Source organism: Streptomyces sp. NPDC050535, assembly GCF_044457665.1.
Lineage (GTDB): Bacteria > Actinomycetota > Actinomycetes > Streptomycetales > Streptomycetaceae > Streptomyces.
On sequence record NZ_JBITHE010000006.1, the window covers coordinates 98755 to 114113 of the forward strand.

Here is a 15359-nt window from a genome sequence, read left to right on the forward strand (position 1 = left end):
GCACGCGGCCGGGGTCCGTCCGGCCTGAGCCGCCGGACGGACCCCGGAGTCGTCACGCTCAGCGGCCGTGGCGTCCGCCGGTCACCGCGCGGCGGCGGACCGATGCGAACAGGGCCGCCGCGCCGAGGGCCAGGGCGGCGGCGCCGCCGACCGCGACGTACGACGTGCTGCTGTCGCCGCCCGTCTCGGCGAGGTTCTCCGAGGCGCCGGCAGCCTGGGCCTGGTTGGCCGTCGTGGCGGGTTCCGACTGCTCGGACTCCGGTTCCGTGGTGGCCGCGGTGGGTTCCGCGGACGTACTGGCGTCGTTGTCGCCGTGGCCGTGGTGCTCGACGGTCGACTTGTCGGCACCGGCCTCGATCTGCTCCTCGGAGGGTGCGGAGGCGGTTGGCGCGGCGGCCGGGGAGGAACTGCTCGTCGTACCGCTGCCGGCGCCAGTGCTGCCGGTGGTCCCGCTGTCAGTGGTGGTGCCGCCGCCGGTGCTGCCGCCGTAGGTGACGTCCGAGCAGGAGTAGAAGGCCTCCGGGCTGTCCGAGCGCTGCCAGATCGCATACAGCAACTGCTTGCCGGAGCGCTGTGGGAGGGTGCCGGAGAACGTGTAGAAGCCGCCCGACGCGGTCGGGTCGGTGGCCGTGGCAACCGGGTTTTGCAGATCCAGGTCGTCCCAGGCCAGCGGCTGGGACGGGTCGTAACCGGCCTTGGTGACATAGACCTTGAAGGTGCCCTTGTGCGGCGCGGTCACCCGGTATTTGAACGTGTACGAACCGCTGCTCACACTCGTGGACGGCCAGTCGGTGCGGGCCAGGTCCAGGCCCTTGAACTCGTCGCTGTTCGCGCTGCACAGCTTGCCGTCCGGAATCAGCGCCTGGTGCTGCCCGTTGGCGTCACCGATGCGTATGCCGTTCCAGTCGTAGAGCGCCTGCGTGCCGCCCGCCGCGACAACTGCTTTGCAGGCGGCCGACTTTGGGCTCTCCGGACTCTCCGCATAGCACTGGGAGACCCGGCTGACCGGATCTCCCATCGTGCCGTGCGCGGCGGCCGGTACGGCGGCGAGCGCGGTCAGGGCGAGCGGAGCGACACCGATGACGGCGATCGCGGCGGCTCTGCGGTGGGTGGACGGGGCGGCGGTCATGGGGGAACTCCTCGGAACGGTCCCGGATGCGTGAGCTGATCCCGTGGGGGGCGATCAGCAAACTAGCCCGAAGAAACCGTCGAATCGCCTGCTGGAGGCGGGAGGCGGAGATCCTTATGGCCGCGTTAAGGGAGCGCTGAGGCTGCGATCAGGTAGGTGGTGTTCGCGCCCTGACAGCGGGGCGGGCGTCGCCGGACGGCGTTCGCTCCGTAGCCGCTGGGCGTGGGCCGCTCACCCGTCCGGCCACCACGTGCGGTGGATGTCCTTCCGGACCTCCGGACGCTCGGCCGGGCGCTCGTCGGCTTCGTCCCGCACACGGCGGGAGTCCGACTTCCTCAAGGGCTTCTGCACGGTTACGCGGCGCATGGCGGCCTCCTTGCGTCTACCCGTTCCCTTTGTGGTACCGAGGTAGACCGTTTCGGGGAGAGTTCCTCATCGATCCTGATCTGTCTGTGGTGCCGGTCACGATTCGACTGTCAGTGGTGGGTGTCACCCTGAGGCGCATGGTGAGTAACAACGACATGAATCCCGTGATTCCGACGGCCAATGTCGACTGGGACGCCGAGTCCGCCGGTTTCGACGAGGAGCCGGACCACGGGCTGCGCGACCCCGTCGTGCGAGAGGCCTGGTCAGCCCGGTTGCGGGCCTGGCTGCCGGAGCGGACATGCGACGTCCTCGACCTGGGCTGTGGCACCGGCAGCCTGTCACTCCTCGCGTCCGAAGGGGGGCACCACGTCACCGGAATCGACCTATCGCCGGGCATGATCGGCCTCGCCCGCGCCAAACTCGCCGGGCGTGACGCGGTGTTCCTCCTCGGTGACGCGGCGGTACCGCCCGTCGGCGAGCAGCGGTTCGACGCGCTGCTCGGCCGTCATGTGCTGTGGGCGCTGCCCGACCCCGGGCGCGTACTGCGGCACTGGTGCGGGCTGCTGCGCCCCGGAGGACGGCTGGTCCTGGTCGAGGGGGTGTGGGGGACGGTGAGCCCGGTCGGCATATCCGCCGACCGGCTCACCGCCCTCCTGGAGCCCCTCGTGGCGGACATCCGGGTCGAGCGGTTGTCCGACGACCCGCGGTTGTGGGGGCGGGAGGTGACGGACGAGCGGTACGCGGTGGTGGCCGCGGACGTCCGGGCGAGCGGGTCCGCTAGGTGAGCAGGCCCTCGAAGTCACCCCTGTGGGCTAGGAGTTCGAGTTCGTCCAGGGCGTTCTCGGCGGCGGCCGCGGCCGCCGGATCCGTCGTCGCCAGGCCGCTCGCCGCGAACTCGTCCTCGTCCAGGCGGAGTACGGCCGTGCCGTCGCCGGAGAGCCACAGGTCCAGGTCGAGATCCTCGACGACGAGTTCGGTGGCGGAGACCGCGGCCGGGCGGGTGATGTCGCAGTACCAGCCCTTCAGCGCGCCCTCGGCGTCACGGACCTCCTTCACCGCGTACCAGCGGTCCCGCCAGTAGTACTCGGTGAAGACATCGCCCGGCTCGAACCGTACGAAGCCGAAGTCGCGGACGCCCTCGCCGGCCCACGGGGCGCGTACGGTGACGCGGTTGCCGTCGTCGGCGAGCAGCTCGGCGGGGTAACGGATCTTCGTACGGCCCGCCTTGACAAGGACGATCTCCAGCGCGGCGAACCGGGCGTCGGGTTCAGGCGAGTTCGCGGACATGACGCACCTCCGTGGCGCAGATCTCGTAACCCAGCCACCTGTTGATCGCGATCATCGGTCCGTTGCCCGAGTCGTTGCCCGTGAACGCCTCTGTGAAGCCGGCGGCGCGGGCGCGGTGCAGGGAGTCGGTCTTGGCGAGCTTGGCGAGACCGCGGCCGCGGTGGGCGCGGGCGGTGCCCGTCATCATCGTGCTGTAACTGGTGCCGCCGTTCGTGCGGGCCAGGCTGAACGCGGCGGGGCGGCCGTCGACGACCGCGACCGAGGTCAGCTCCGCGCTGAAGAGCGGGTGGTTCCAGGTCTCCCGGAGCCAGGCCTCGAAGTCGGTGAACTCCTGCGCGACGTCGCTGGGTTCGTCCGCCATGGTCTCCGCGTCGAGGTCGAACAGGGGGCGCGGGTCGGTGGCGTAGTCGGCGCCGGTGCGGAGTTCGACGTCCGGGGGGAGGGGCTGACGGGGTGGCAGGGCGCCGGCCGCCAGGTCCAGGCGGAGGAAGTGCGCGGAGCGGCTCGCGCGGTAGCCGTACTTCTCGGCGAACGCGCGGTTGCCGGGGGAGTCCAGGACCCATGCGAAGAGCTTCGTGGCGCCGAGGGCCGTCAGGTGCTCCTCGGCGGCGCGCACCAGGAGCGAACCCGCGCCCTGGCGGAGGCGGTCCGGGGCGACGTACACGTTGAGGTAGCCCTGGCCCGGGTCCGGGCTGTCGTGCACGATGCCGACCTGGGCCGTGCCGATCAACTCGCCGTCCCGTTCGGCGAGGAGGGGGCGGTAGTGGGCCTCGGGGTTCGCGTGCGTGACGTCGTACCCGACGGATTCGGGGGTGTGGAGCATGAAGGGGAGGGCGAGGGTGCGGACTCGGGCGAAGCCCTCGGCGTCCCGCCGGTCGTGGGGGCGGACGTCGCGAACGATCACTGTCATGACGGCTCACGCTACGCGTGGGCCGTGTTCGGGTGCCTCTCATTTTCCGTCGGGTGCGGGACAATCACCCCGTGACGCTGAAGATCCACATCGATGAGGGGGCCGCGCCCTACGAGCAGGTGCGCGCCCAGATCTCCGAGCAGGCCCGGTCGGGGGCGCTGCCGGTCGGCTACCGGCTGCCCACCGTGCGGGGGCTGGCCGACTCGCTGGGCCTCGCGCCCAACACGGTCGCCAAGGCGTACCGGGCCCTGGAAGTGGACGGGGTGATCGAGACCCGGGGCCGCAACGGAACGCTCGTCGCCGCCGCCGGTTCCGCCGCGGACCGCGAGGCCGCGACCGCCGCCCAGGCCTACGCCGAGCGCGTACGCCGCCTCGGGCTCACGGAGTCCGCGGCGGCGGACGCGGTACGGGATGCCCTGCGGGCGGCGTACGGGGGATAGGCGCGCTGTATGCCGGGGCGCTGTGGGTTGGCCGGGGTGCCGCCGGCCAACCCCTGCCGAGTTCGGTGGTCCCTCGCCGGGGCCGGTGGGTCCCTGGCGGGCCCCGTGGGCCTTGCCGGGGTCAGCCTGGGCAGCCGAGCCGAGCCGAGCCGAGTCCGGCACCGCCGATGGCAGCTGTTGTGGCGGATCGCTGTCGCGTCGAGGTCGTCGCCGCAGCCGTGCCCGCTGCCTAACCCGTCCCCCGGACGCCCCGCTCGCCGCCGTAGCCCTCGCGTGCTGTCAGCCGGCCCCGCCTTCCGAAGCCCGCGCGCGGCCAGTCCCGGTAGCCGCCGCGGGCTCCCGCTGCCGAACCCGGGTCCAGCCCCCGCGGCCCCGCCCGCCCCTACAGATACAACCCCGCGTCCGCTCCCTCCCGAGGGTCCGGTACCTGGGTCGGGGATGTGCCTCGGCGGAGGGCGTACAGCTCTGCGAGGGTGGCGCCCTCGCGGGAGATGCCTTTTTCCGTGCCGAGCCAGTTCGTGGCCTCGCGGCGGGTGAGGGGGCCGACCTCGATGCGGGCGAGGCATCGGCCGGGGCGGACGACGGCGGGGTGGAGGCGCTCGAGGTCCTCGTTGGTGGTGACGCCGACGAGGACGTTGCGGCCCTGGCCGAGCAGGCCGTCGGTGAGATTGAGCAGGCGCGAGAGAGCCTGCCCCGCCGTGTGCTTGGCCTCGCCGCGGATCAGCTCGTCGCAGTCCTCCAGCAGGAGCAGCCGCCAGCGGCCCTTGCCCGTGCCGTCCTCCTCGCCGATCGCGATGTCCATCAGATAGCCCACGTCGGAGAAGAGCCGCTCGGGATCGAGGACGCAGTCCACCTGGCACCAGTCGCGCCAGGAGCGCGCGAGGGTGCGCAGGGCGGAGGTCTTGCCCGTTCCGGGCGGCCCGTGGAGCAGCAGCAGCCGGCCCGCGATGTCCTCCGGCGTCGTCTTCATCAGGCCGTCCATCGCGTCCGCCACCGGCGTGGTGTAGTTCGACCGCACCTCTTCCCAGGTGCCGGCCGAGATCTGCCGGGTGGTGCGGTGCGGGCCGCGCCGCGGCGACACGTACCAGAACCCCATCGTCACGTTCTCCGGCTGGGGTTCGGGCTCGTCGGCCGCACCGTCCGTGGCCTGGTCGAGGACCTTCTCCGCCAGCTCGCTGCTGGTCGCGGTGACCGTGACATCGGCGCCGCGGTTCCAGCGCGAGACGAGCAGGGTCCAGCCGTCGCCCTCGGCGAGCGTCGCGCTGCGGTCGTCGTCGCGGGCGGAGCGCAGCACGCGCGCGCCCTGCGGGAGCAGCGTCGCCCCGGACCGTACGCGGTCGATGTTCACCGCGTGCGAGTGAGGCTGCTCGCCCGTCGCGAAGCGGCCGAGGAACAGCGCGTCGATGACGTCCGACGGTGAGTCGCTGTCATCGACGTTGAGCCGGATCGGCAGTGCGTCGTGCGGGTTGGCAGACATGCCGCCATGATCCGTCACCGAGGGAACCTGTGCACGGCATTTCCGCTGCCTGGTCCGGGTGTCCCGCACGAGCTCAACCGGCATTCGGCCGGGTGTCCGAACAGCCGCCGCACGCCCGACGGTGTCCCGGCCGGCGGAGGACGGCCGGAGGGCGAGACAGGGACGCGGTCATCCGGAACCTGTCACACCGCCGATCCGCGCCGTTACTGTTGCCCTTGATGGGACGTCATGGGTGGAATTCGGGGGCACGGCGGTGGCAGCTCACCGCGGTGCTCGGCGTGGGAGCGGCCGCGCTCGCCCTGCTGGTGACGCTGCTCCACACCCTGCCCGGGGACGGCGCGGGCACCGCGGGCACGACCCGCGACGGCGACAAGGTGCACGGCACACCGGCCGTTCCGGCGAAGGCGGCGGAGCCGGAGGTCGGCTGGGGCTTCACGCACACCCAGTTCAGCGCCGACGAGGGCGCCACCGCGGCCACCGAGCGCGTGCGGGGGCGGCTCGCGGAGCAGCCGTTGCCGCAGATCCAGCACATCATGGGCTGGGGGGCCGGCAATCCCGAGCCGGCCAGGGGGCGTTACGACTTCGTCGAGATGGACCGCCGCATCGATTTCACGCGGGAGTCGGGCGGCACTCCGGTCGTCACCCTGTGCTGCTCACCGGACTGGATGAAGGGCGGCGACTCCGGCGACACCGACTGGAGCCAGGCCGCCCTGGAGACCGCCCCGGACCGCGCCCACTACGACGACTTCGCCGCGCTCGCCGTGACCGTCGCCAAGCGCTATCCGGACGTACGCCACTTCATCGTCTGGAACGAGTTCAAGGGTTTCTGGAACGACGAGAAGGCCCGCTGGGACTACGAGGGCTACACCGAGCTCTACAACCTGGTCTACAAGGCGTTGAAGAAGGTCGACGAGGACATCATGGTCGGCGGTCCGTATCTCGTCATGGACAGTCTCGACCCGCGCCAGACGCACGACGCCTCGCCGACGGTGAAGGGCACCTGGGGCACCATGGACCAGCGCGTCCTCGACGCCTTCGACTACTGGAACAGGAACAAGGCGGGCGCGGACTTCGTCGTCGTGGACGGCTCCAGCTACACCAAGGACGACGACCTGCTGCCCGACGAGTTCGCGGCCACCGACAAGTTCACGGCCGTCGGCGAGTGGGTGCGCGAACGGACGGGTGACCTGCCCCTGTGGTGGGCCGAGTACTACGTCGAACCGGCCGACGGCAACGACGAGCGCAAGGGCTGGTCCGAGACCCGCCGCGTCGCCGTGCAGGCCGCGGGTCTGATCGCGATGGCCCGCGGCGGCGCCACCTCCGGCTTCTACTGGAACCCGGAGCGGGAGAAGGGCCCCGACTGCGCCGGCTGTCTGTGGACGCCGACCGACCGTGGTGACGGGGGCGAGGCGATGCCGATGTTCGGCCTCCTGTCCCGGTTCGGTGACGAGTTCCCGCCGGGGACGACGTACGAGACGGTGTCCGTCGCCGTCGCCGACATGCCCCGGGTGCGCGTTCTCGCCACCGGCACGACGGCCCTCGTGGTCAACACGCTGGACCGGTCGATCAGCGCGAAAATCGACGGGAAGCGGGTCGAGTTGGGCGCGTACGGGGTGAAGTGGCTGGAGCGCTGAGCCACTTCACCCCGTATCTCGTGCCGTGGGGCTGTTTCACCCTCGTACCACCGCGCCGTCATGGACCTGCTTCATCGTCACTTCATCGTCAGGAACCGCTGCACCAGCGAGGCCAGCAGTACCGCCAGCAGGGGCAGCGCGAACCAGAAGCTGCTCTGCAGCCAGCGGAGTTGCCGCACTCCGGGCCGCACGGCCACCCGTACGACCTCTCGCGCGGTCAGCATCAGGATGAGCGCGACGGCCGCGAGGCCGCCCACCACCGACCACGGTGTCCACGTCACCTGGGGCCCGATCGGCCCCGGATCGGCCTTCGGGATCTCGCCCGCGGGCTGCTCGCGCAGGGCGTAAACCGTCGCGTCGTCGTTGACGAAGACCTTCCTCAGCTCCTGCCGTCGGTCGAGGTTCCCGATGAGCCGGGACTCCCAGGTCGGCGAGTAGCCCACGTCCAGCTGGAGGTAGACCACCTGGCTCCGGTTGATCATCAGGTACGAGTTGGGGCCCGCGTCCCTGAGGGCCTTGACCAGGCTCGACACCAGGACCGGGTCCACGGGCGCCAGCGTGGGAAGGTACTCCACCTTCTCCATGTCCCGCGCGCCCCAGGGCATCGAGGGCGTCACGTTCTCGACCGTGTCGTTGCTCATCCACAGCAGGCGTGCGGTCGGATCGTCGTGCGCGTACACGTAGTTCATGGCGGCGACCTCGCCCGGCCTGATCCGCTCGAAGGACTCGTTGCCCCAACGGGCCACCAGGAAGCCGCCCATGAGGATCAGGCCCGCCATGAGGGCCGCGATCGGCGCGAGGCTCACGCGGTCCCGGTCGCGTTCCTTCGCGGTCACGCCGGTGCGCGGGAAGAGGCCGAGGGCGGCGAGCAGAGCCGCGCCCGGGAGGGCGAACATGAAGACACGCAGGGCCATTTCGCCGCCGTACGACTGCATACCGAAGCCCAGGAACGGCACGAAGGTGAGGACGAGCAGCGAGCGCTCGCGGTATTTGTTCTCGCGTCGGCGCCACCAGCCGTAGCAGGCGAAGGTCATCACACCGCCGGCGAGCAGCACCCGCGCGTAGAGGACGAGCTTGTGGGTCGAACTGCCGCCCTCGATACGGCCTGAGACCGACGAGGACACATTGCCGCCCACGCCGCCGATCCCGCCGAACAGGTCGTCGAAGTGGCCCGACCAGTACGGCTCGGCCATGAAGCCGACCCAGGCGGCGACCAGTACGGCGAACAGGATGGGCAGGCCCCGCAGTTCGGAGCGGCCGACGAGGACGAGGGCCGCCAGAACACCCAGCATCACGAACGGCGTGAGCTGGTGTGCGGGGACGGTCACCGCGAACAGGCCGATCAACACCAGGAGCAGTACGGCCTGTTGGCGGCGGTCCGTCGGCTCGACCTCCGCCTCGCCCGGCCGCCTCTTCGTCCACAGCACGCGCGGCGCCCGGAACCAGACGAGCATGATCGCCACGAAGGTGAGATAGAGCAGATAGGTGAAGCCCTGCGGGGAGAAGTAGTCCTGGCCGACCCAGCCGCTGAGTACGAAGATCCAGATGCCGGTCCACTTGGCGCGCCAGCTCGCCCGCATCGAGCGTACGAGCAGGAACATCGGTGCCAGGTAGAGGAGTTGGATGGTGAGCGGCCACCAGCGGATCACCTCGGTGAGGTCGGTGACCCCGCAGGCCTTCGCGAGGAACGCGGCCGCCGCGAAGAAGCCGGGCCAGCTCCAGCGGGCATCCAGGTCGGGTACGGCGGATCCGGTGCGGTCGATGTAGTCCAGGAACCCGAGGTGCTGCCAGGCCGTCGCGAACCGTGGCTCGGTCTCGATCACCGCCGGAAGCGCGTGCAGGGAGACCACCGTCGCGAGCAGGGTCACCAGGAGGAGCGCCTTGTGCTCCCGGGCCATCCAGAGCAGTGAGGCGAACACGGTGACCAGCAGAGCGGCGCCGACGAGGGTCGGCAGGGGCAGCACCGAGATGAGGCCGAGCCCGCCCATCCGGTCGAGGGCGCTGTCGTCGAGGCTGAGCACGGGCGCCCAGTAGAGGAGCAGGGCGGAGATCAGGAGGAGGCCGAGGAGCACACCCGGTTTGGACGGATGCGTTAGCCGTTCGCGCGGGGAAAGGGGCGGGGTCGGGTCGTCCGCCGGCCGCGGGTCCACCGTGGCCGGCCGCACCCACCCGGCCAGGTCGCCGGCCCGGTCGCCGATTGCACCGTCGGATGAATCGCCGGATGAACCGCCGGGTGAACCGCCCAGAGTCTCCGAAGGAGCGCCTTCCGCCCTCTCGGTCTCGAAGCGGGAGTCCTCTCCCTCGTCGGTCTCGAAGCGGGCACCTTCCGCCTCCTCCGCCTCCTCCTTCGTCTCGAACGGGGCGTCCACCTCCGGAGCTTCGGCCGGGCCGAGCGAGGCCTCCGAACCGGGCTCGCGTGCCTCGACGGGCAGTCCGAGCGACGGCCTGCCCAGGGCCCACGTCGGGCGGTGGTCCGGCCGGACCCTGGGCGTCCCCGTGGGCGGCGTCCCCGGTCCCGGCCGCACATCCGGCCGACGCTCCAGGTGATCGAAGTCGACGCGGACACCGAGGGCGAGGGTGTCGGAGTCCAGCGCCCACGCGGGCCCGCGCTTCGGCGTGGGGACCTCGCGCGCCCCCAGGTCGGCGAGATCCCCGTCCGGGGCCGCGCCCGCGGGTACCTCGGCGGGCGCGGCCCGCAGGATCCTGTAGAGCCGGGGCGCGGCGATCGCCACGATCACGGCGAGGCTGGCGACCTCGGCGATGCCCGCGCCGGTCAGGCCCATACGGGGCAGGAGGAACACCGTCAGGCCGAGCACCAGAGTGCACAACAGGCCCTGCAACCAGGCGAGTCCGGCCGTACGGCTCTGCGCGCGCAGCACCGCGAAGTACGTCTCCATGACGACCCGCAGCAGTCCGCCCACGGCGAACCAGCGCAGCAGCGGCGTCGCCGCGTCCGCGTAGCCCTGGCCGAAGACGCGCAGGATGAACGGCGCGCCGAGGAACAGCAGCGCGCCCACCGGCAGCATGATCCGCACCATCCGCTTGAGCGCGGCCCGGGTGTTCGCCGCGAGGCGCGCCGGTGCGTGCGAACCCTCGACTGTCAGTGAGGCGCCCATGTTGATGGCGAGCAGGTTGACCGTGCCGCCTATCGTCGCGGTGATGTAGAAGTACGCGTTGTCGGCGGAGCTGACCTGCGAGGCCACGATGACCGGGACGAGGTAGACCACGGCGAGCGAGAACAGCGAGCCGGTGTAGTCGCCCGCGAGGAAGCGCGCGATCTCCCTCACCGAGGGCGGCTCCGCGTCCTCCTTGGTCGCCTTCACCTGGCGGGGGACCAGTCGCCGGAAGACCAGCCAGCCCAGCGGCACCGTGGACACGGCGATCGCCGCGACCCACGACACGAAGACACCGGTCGCGGGGACCGCGGCGGCCATGGCGACCAGCAGCACCAGCTTCACCGCGGAGAACACCGTGTTGCCCACCGGCACCCACAGCGCGCTGCGCAGGCCGGTCAGCACCCCGTCCTGGAGCGTCAGCAGCGACCAGGCGACCACGGCGAGGACGAAGCCCACGCCGGCCACCGGTCCGTGCAGGAACCGGTACGAGGGGCCCCACACGCTCAGGGTGAGCAGGAAGACGACGGCGGCCAGCGCCACGACGACCGAACTGCCCGCGTACGTACGGATGATGAGGCGTCCGGTGGCGCGTCCGGCGACCGGGATGAAGCGGGCCAACGCGCCCGTCAGTGTCACCGCCGTGAGGCCCGCGAGGAGCTTCATCGCGGCGATGGCCGCGGAACCCTGGCCGACCGCCGTCTCGGAGTAGTAGCGGGCGGCGACCAGCCAGTAGCCGAGCCCGAGCACCGCGGAGATACCGGTGTTGAGCATCAGGGCGTAGGCGTTGCGGAACAGCTGGTTCCCCCCGCTCCCGCCGTTGCCCCGGCCGGGCAGACGGAGACGGCGGCCCGTGCGCTGTGCGGGCGCCTCGGTCGTGGGCGACGAGGCCTGCGTTGTGGTCGTCGTGTCAGACACGGGAACGGATGGCCTTCCGGCGGACCTGTCGTGCTCTCCGGACCATGGCGTACCCCTTGGTGAGGGCGCGGTCCCTGGCGAAGTTGAGGGCGATCGCTCGGCCTTCGACCAGCTGCCCGAACTCCTCGATACCGGTGCTGCGGCGCACGGTGACGCGCCGCAGGGCGTACGGTCCCTGTCCGCGGCGCGCCAGCGCGTTGCCGACGGCGAGCGCCTGGTCGAAGCCCGCCTCGCGCACCGCACGGCGCACCCGCGGGCTGGAGTAGCCGTACGGGTACGCGAACGACACGGGACGGGCGCCCAGTTCGTCGGCGACGATCTCCCGGCAGCGCGTCACCTCGAACCGGAGCGACTCCTCGGCGAGCTGGTCCATCTGCGGGTGGGTGTGGCTGTGCCCCCCGATCTCCACCTGCCCGGCGGCGAGTTGGCGCACCTGGTCCCAGTCCAGCATGGTGTCGAGGCCGCCCCCGGTGTCGTACGCGCCCCTGAGCCATCCCGTCGACACGAACAGCGTGGCCGCGAAGCCGTGCTTGGCGAGCACGGGCAGTCCGTGCCGGTGCACGCCCTCGTAGCCGTCGTCGAAGGTGACCAGGACGGGCCGCTCAGGCAGCGGCCCGCCGTCCCGCCAACCCGCTCCCAGCCGGGCGGTGTCGACCGGCGTGAACCCTCGTTCGTCGAGCAGGTCCATCTGCTCGGCGAAGGCGTCGGGGGTGACGGACAGCTCGCGCGTCGCGTCGTTCGGCTCGCGCGCGATCGAGTGGTACATGAGGATCGGCACGGGTCCGTTCATGCCGCGGCCTCCTTGTCGTCGGTCGTCGGGGACGGGACCCCCTCAATCTCCACGACGGAGAAGGTGGCGCCGCCCCTGCGCGCCCGGATGCTCCCGAGTGCGTACCCGCCCGCGGCCGTCAGCACTCCGGTGACGATGGCGACCGCGCGGCCGGCGCCGCCCGGGCGGGCCAGCACCGCGTCGCGCAGCCCGCGGGCGACACCGGCGGGCAGCACCCGGCTGGTGTAGCGGCGCTCCGACTCAAGCCCCTTGCCCGCGCCGACACTTCGGGCGACGAGGGCTTTGGAGAGGCCCTCGGCGTAGGTCCGGGTGCGGAAGTACGCGAAGTGCTCGCGCACCGGTGGCACCCGGTGATGGATGACCGCGCGGTCGTCGATGAGCAGGATCGCGTCCGGTCTGGCGCGGGTGAGGCGGATGCACAGTTCCGTCTCCTCGCAGCCCAGCGGGCGTTTGTCGCCGTCGCGGCCGATGCCCGTCGCGAAGCCGCCCGCCGCGTCGAACGCGGTGCGGCGGAACGAGGCGTTGCCGCCGAGGACGTTGCGGACCCGCACCCGGCCGGGGGGCAGTCCCTTGTATGTGCAGCCCACCACCCAGTCGAACTCCTCGGGGAACCAGGCGGGCCGGCGGCCCGACGCCCAGATCGGCATCGTACGGCCGCCGACGGCCATGACACGCGGATCCTCGTACCCCGCGGCGAAGTGCCGCAGCCAGTCCCGCTCGGCCACGGCGTCGTCGTCGAGGAAGGCGATGATCTCGCCGTGTGCGACGGCGATCCCGGTGTTGCGGCCGGCGGACAGGCCGCGGGGGCCCGCGTTGGCGAGCACCCGCACGTCGTCGGCTTCCTCGTACTCGCGGGTCAGGCGGTCGAGGAGCGTGGTGTTGTGATCCACCACCAGGAGTGTCTCCCGTGCGGGCAGGGACTGTGCCCGCACCGAGGAGACCGCCGCGAGGATGTCCTCCCAGCGGTCCTCGGTGTAGACGCAGACCACCACGGAGATGGACTGCTCGCTCAAGACACCTCGCCCCGACTCGAGTTGAGCTGAGCGGCGTGCGGTGTGCGGCGCAGCGCACGCCGGTTGGAGCGCTCCTTGAGGATCACCTTGAGCACCCGCAGCCCGTCCCGCACGGCCCGCAGATTGCTCGACCCGTGGATGCGGAGGTACTCGTGGCTCGGGATCTCCTGGACCTTGAGACCCGCCTTGACGACCCGGATGTTCATCAGGGTCTCGACCTCGAAGCCGGTGCAGTCGAGGTCGATCTTGTCCAGGCAGTGCCGCCAGAACGCGTTGTACCCGTAGCAGAGGTCGGTGTAGCGGGCGCCGAACTTGGCGTTGACGGTGGCGCACAGCACATGGTTGCCGAGCTTGCGGATCGGCGTCATGTCGGACGTGCCACCGCCGTTGGCGAACCGCGAGCCCTTGGCGAAGTCCGCCCCCGACACCAGCGCGGAGACGTACGACACGATCTCGCTGCCGTCGGCCGAGCCGTCCGCGTCGACCATCACGATGATGTCGCCCGTGCACGCCTCGAACCCGGTGATCAGGGCATCGCCCTTGCCCTTGCCGAGTTGTTTGACGACCTTCACGTCCGGCCAGAGTTCGCGGGCCACTTCGACGGTGTTGTCGGTGGAATTGCCGTCGACGAGAACCACTTCGTGAATCCAGGCGGGAAGTGTCTTGAAGACGTAGGGAAGATTCTCGGCCTCATTCATGGCCGGAATCACCACGCTCACCGGAGGCGTTATCGCCAGGTGAGAGGAGATGGGCCGGTACTTGCCGGCCATGGTCGGATCATCGCCCGAAACCGCTGGGCGCAGGACTGAACTCATGAGTCTGTTTCCCTCTCGTCCGGTGGACCGCCCGCCCCTGGGCGGTCCGGCTCTTTGTCCGGTTCGAAAGGGGGGTTCTCACTTACGGCATGACGATATGGAACTCCGTGCGTGCCGGGTGAGCTGGCAAAGCTGCCGGCTTTCGGAAATGTGAAAGCCGGTCGCGCGGACGACTCGGCACAACTGGTCACCGAGCACGGCACCCCCCTACCGCGCCCCGCTCCGGGCCGTCGTCGCGATCCTGAGCCCTCCCCTGGATCGCATATGCGTCGATGGCCCGATGCGGGTGAGATGTACGACGGTATTGATGAATGAGACCGTATGGCAAGACCTGGAACGTGGCCTCACGTTTTTGTTGGTTTGACCGTTACCTAACTCCTCGAACGGATCTTGCCCATCCGTTTGAGTATCCTGTCGGCCGGTTCGAACAGTTCCGGCCTTGCCAGCACCGCATTGCGCAGTGCCCGGACCGGGGCGCGGCGCGCCCGGTGTCCGATGGCGATCGGGTGACGTCGTGTCACCCACCCTTCGGAAACGGCGAGTTCCCGCGTCTTCAGGGAGTCCTTGTATTCCTTCTGGCCGCGCCCAAGATCCAGATAGGCGATTCCGTCGGCGGCGGCCGCCTCGGCCATCCGCAAATGCAGGATCAGGCCGGGCGAGTATTTCGAGAACGCCGGATCGTACGCCGGGAACCAGCAGGCCAGCACCCGCTCGGAGCGCAGCCCGAAGTGCCCGGCGACCGGCCTGCCGTCCGCGTACAACACCGACAGGACCCCCGCGAACTGCTCGGAGCGGGTGTGGAAGAGCTGCTCCACCAGCCGGCTGATCCAGGGGTGCGCGAAACGGTCGCTGCGCCCCGTCCTGCGGTACTGCGCCGACTTCCAGCCCATCAGCGTGCGCAGCGCCTCGGGGTCCCGCTCGTCGTGGACGTAGCGCATCCCGTCGGTGTCCCGGCCGAGCTTGCGCTCCTTGGCCAGCGTCGACTTGGTGAACTTCGGTGACCGCTCGCGCAGTTGGCGCAGATACGTCTCGTAGCCCTGGTCGACGTCGATGACCGGGGAGGGGAAGGTGCCGGAGGCTCCCACCTCGAACGCGGGCTGTCCCTCCACCAGATGGTCGAACTCCCACACGGCGAGCCCGCAGGCCCGGAGCAGTTCCCGGGCGTCCCAGGTGAAGCCGGGCCGGTGCACGACCCCCTGGCAGTCGGAGACGCCGAGCCCGACGGCCCGGCCGATGCCGGTTCCGGTGCGCTGGAACGGGAAGTACGCCGCTCCCTCGCCGTCCTCCCGTACGACCGCGATCCGCACGCCGCGCCGGCAGCGGCCCATCGCGAGCGCGAACTCGGGGGACAGGAACGGATTCGCCAGCTCGGGCGAGCCGTTCAGGTGGGCCTTCGCCTGGAAGGCGGTCCATGCCGCCCGGTCGGCGGCGGTCAGCTCGCCGGGGCGGTACACGCTGATGTCCACG

13 protein-coding genes are annotated in these 15359 nt (G+C 70.9%); 3 read left to right on the plus strand and 10 right to left on the minus strand.

The window, feature by feature from the left end:
- Nucleotides 1-58: 58 nt before the first annotated feature.
- Together ACIBLC_RS15885 and ACIBLC_RS15890 are read right to left on the minus strand one after the other, a co-directional pair.
- The gene (locus ACIBLC_RS15885; RefSeq protein ID WP_399211524.1) at nt 59-1129 is read right to left on the minus strand and encodes a lytic polysaccharide monooxygenase; all 1071 of its coding nucleotides are present in this window, start codon (nt 1127-1129) and stop codon (nt 59-61) included.
- Between the two features lie 231 nt (nt 1130-1360).
- Nucleotides 1361-1495, minus strand: a complete 135-nt coding sequence (locus tag ACIBLC_RS15890) for a hypothetical protein (RefSeq protein WP_362068809.1) — start codon at nt 1493-1495, stop codon at nt 1361-1363.
- Between the two features lie 137 nt (nt 1496-1632).
- Here ACIBLC_RS15890 and ACIBLC_RS15895 point away from each other — a divergent pair, with 137 nt between their 5' ends.
- Nucleotides 1633-2280 (plus strand): class I SAM-dependent methyltransferase, encoded by a 648-nt coding sequence (locus tag ACIBLC_RS15895; protein WP_399211525.1) that lies wholly within the window; start codon nt 1633-1635, stop codon nt 2278-2280.
- Here ACIBLC_RS15895 and ACIBLC_RS15900 read toward each other — a convergent pair.
- Nucleotides 2273-2782, minus strand: coding sequence for a DUF402 domain-containing protein (locus ACIBLC_RS15900; RefSeq protein ID WP_399211526.1), 510 nt, complete (start codon nt 2780-2782; stop codon nt 2273-2275). The two genes, ACIBLC_RS15895 and ACIBLC_RS15900, sit on opposite strands and share 8 nt — an antisense overlap.
- Nucleotides 2763-3692 (minus strand): GNAT family N-acetyltransferase, encoded by a 930-nt coding sequence (locus ACIBLC_RS15905; RefSeq protein ID WP_399211527.1) that lies wholly within the window; start codon nt 3690-3692, stop codon nt 2763-2765. The genes ACIBLC_RS15900 and ACIBLC_RS15905 overlap by 20 nt, the downstream gene beginning before the upstream one ends.
- 71 nt (nt 3693-3763) lie before the next feature.
- Between ACIBLC_RS15905 and ACIBLC_RS15910 the strand changes: the two genes are divergently transcribed.
- Nucleotides 3764-4132: a GntR family transcriptional regulator gene (locus ACIBLC_RS15910; RefSeq protein ID WP_399211528.1), complete on the plus strand. Its 369-nt coding sequence runs from the start codon at nt 3764-3766 to the stop codon at nt 4130-4132.
- Between the two features lie 382 nt (nt 4133-4514).
- Here ACIBLC_RS15910 and ACIBLC_RS15915 read toward each other — a convergent pair whose 3' ends face one another.
- Nucleotides 4515-5609, minus strand: coding sequence for a DUF5925 domain-containing protein (locus tag ACIBLC_RS15915; RefSeq protein WP_399211529.1), 1095 nt, complete (start codon nt 5607-5609; stop codon nt 4515-4517).
- 218 nt (nt 5610-5827) lie between these two features.
- Between ACIBLC_RS15915 and ACIBLC_RS15920 the strand changes: the two genes are divergently transcribed.
- On the plus strand, nt 5828-7243 hold the full coding sequence (locus tag ACIBLC_RS15920) for a xylan 1,4-beta-xylosidase (protein WP_399211531.1): 1416 nt from the start codon (nt 5828-5830) through the stop codon (nt 7241-7243).
- A 77-nt stretch (nt 7244-7320) separates the two neighbouring features.
- Here ACIBLC_RS15920 and ACIBLC_RS15925 read toward each other — a convergent pair whose 3' ends face one another.
- The 5 genes from ACIBLC_RS15925 to ACIBLC_RS15945 all read right to left on the minus strand — a co-directional run bounded on the left by ACIBLC_RS15925 (nt 7321) and on the right by ACIBLC_RS15945 (nt 15358).
- Nucleotides 7321-11274: a lipopolysaccharide biosynthesis protein gene (locus tag ACIBLC_RS15925; RefSeq protein ID WP_399211532.1), complete on the minus strand. Its 3954-nt coding sequence runs from the start codon at nt 11272-11274 to the stop codon at nt 7321-7323.
- Nucleotides 11267-12064 carry a polysaccharide deacetylase family protein gene (locus tag ACIBLC_RS15930; protein ID WP_399211533.1) on the minus strand — a complete coding sequence of 266 codons (798 nt, stop codon included), beginning with the start codon at nt 12062-12064 and terminating at the stop codon, nt 11267-11269. The genes ACIBLC_RS15925 and ACIBLC_RS15930 overlap by 8 nt, the downstream gene beginning before the upstream one ends.
- A complete protein-coding gene (locus ACIBLC_RS15935; protein ID WP_399211534.1) occupies nt 12061-13077 on the minus strand; it encodes a glycosyltransferase in 1017 nt (338 codons plus the stop codon). The genes ACIBLC_RS15930 and ACIBLC_RS15935 overlap by 4 nt, the downstream gene beginning before the upstream one ends.
- A complete protein-coding gene (locus ACIBLC_RS15940; RefSeq protein WP_399211535.1) occupies nt 13074-13892 on the minus strand; it encodes a glycosyltransferase family 2 protein in 819 nt (272 codons plus the stop codon). Before ACIBLC_RS15940 ends, ACIBLC_RS15935 begins: the two co-directional genes overlap by 4 nt.
- A gap of 371 nt (nt 13893-14263) precedes the next feature.
- Complete coding sequence (locus tag ACIBLC_RS15945; RefSeq protein ID WP_399211536.1) at nt 14264-15358, minus strand: GNAT family N-acetyltransferase; 1095 nt, start codon at nt 15356-15358, stop codon at nt 14264-14266.
- Nucleotide 15359 lies beyond the last annotated feature (1 nt).

Excerpts from the sequence above, each read along its gene's own strand:
- ACIBLC_RS15885 (WP_399211524.1), bottom strand. The coding sequence starts at position 1,129 with ATGACCGCCGCCCCGTCCACCCACCGCAGAGCCGCCGCGATCGCCGTC.
- ACIBLC_RS15890 (WP_362068809.1), bottom strand. The coding sequence starts at position 1,495 with ATGCGCCGCGTAACCGTGCAGAAGCCCTTGAGGAAGTCGGACTCCCGC.
- ACIBLC_RS15895 (WP_399211525.1), top strand. The coding sequence starts at position 1,633 with ATGGTGAGTAACAACGACATGAATCCCGTGATTCCGACGGCCAATGTC.
- ACIBLC_RS15900 (WP_399211526.1), bottom strand. The coding sequence starts at position 2,782 with ATGTCCGCGAACTCGCCTGAACCCGACGCCCGGTTCGCCGCGCTGGAG.
- ACIBLC_RS15905 (WP_399211527.1), bottom strand. The coding sequence starts at position 3,692 with ATGACAGTGATCGTTCGCGACGTCCGCCCCCACGACCGGCGGGACGCC.
- ACIBLC_RS15915 (WP_399211529.1), bottom strand. The coding sequence starts at position 5,609 with ATGTCTGCCAACCCGCACGACGCACTGCCGATCCGGCTCAACGTCGAT.
- ACIBLC_RS15920 (WP_399211531.1), top strand. The coding sequence starts at position 5,828 with ATGGGACGTCATGGGTGGAATTCGGGGGCACGGCGGTGGCAGCTCACC.
- ACIBLC_RS15930 (WP_399211533.1), bottom strand. The coding sequence starts at position 12,064 with ATGAACGGACCCGTGCCGATCCTCATGTACCACTCGATCGCGCGCGAG.
- ACIBLC_RS15940 (WP_399211535.1), bottom strand. The coding sequence starts at position 13,892 with ATGAGTTCAGTCCTGCGCCCAGCGGTTTCGGGCGATGATCCGACCATG.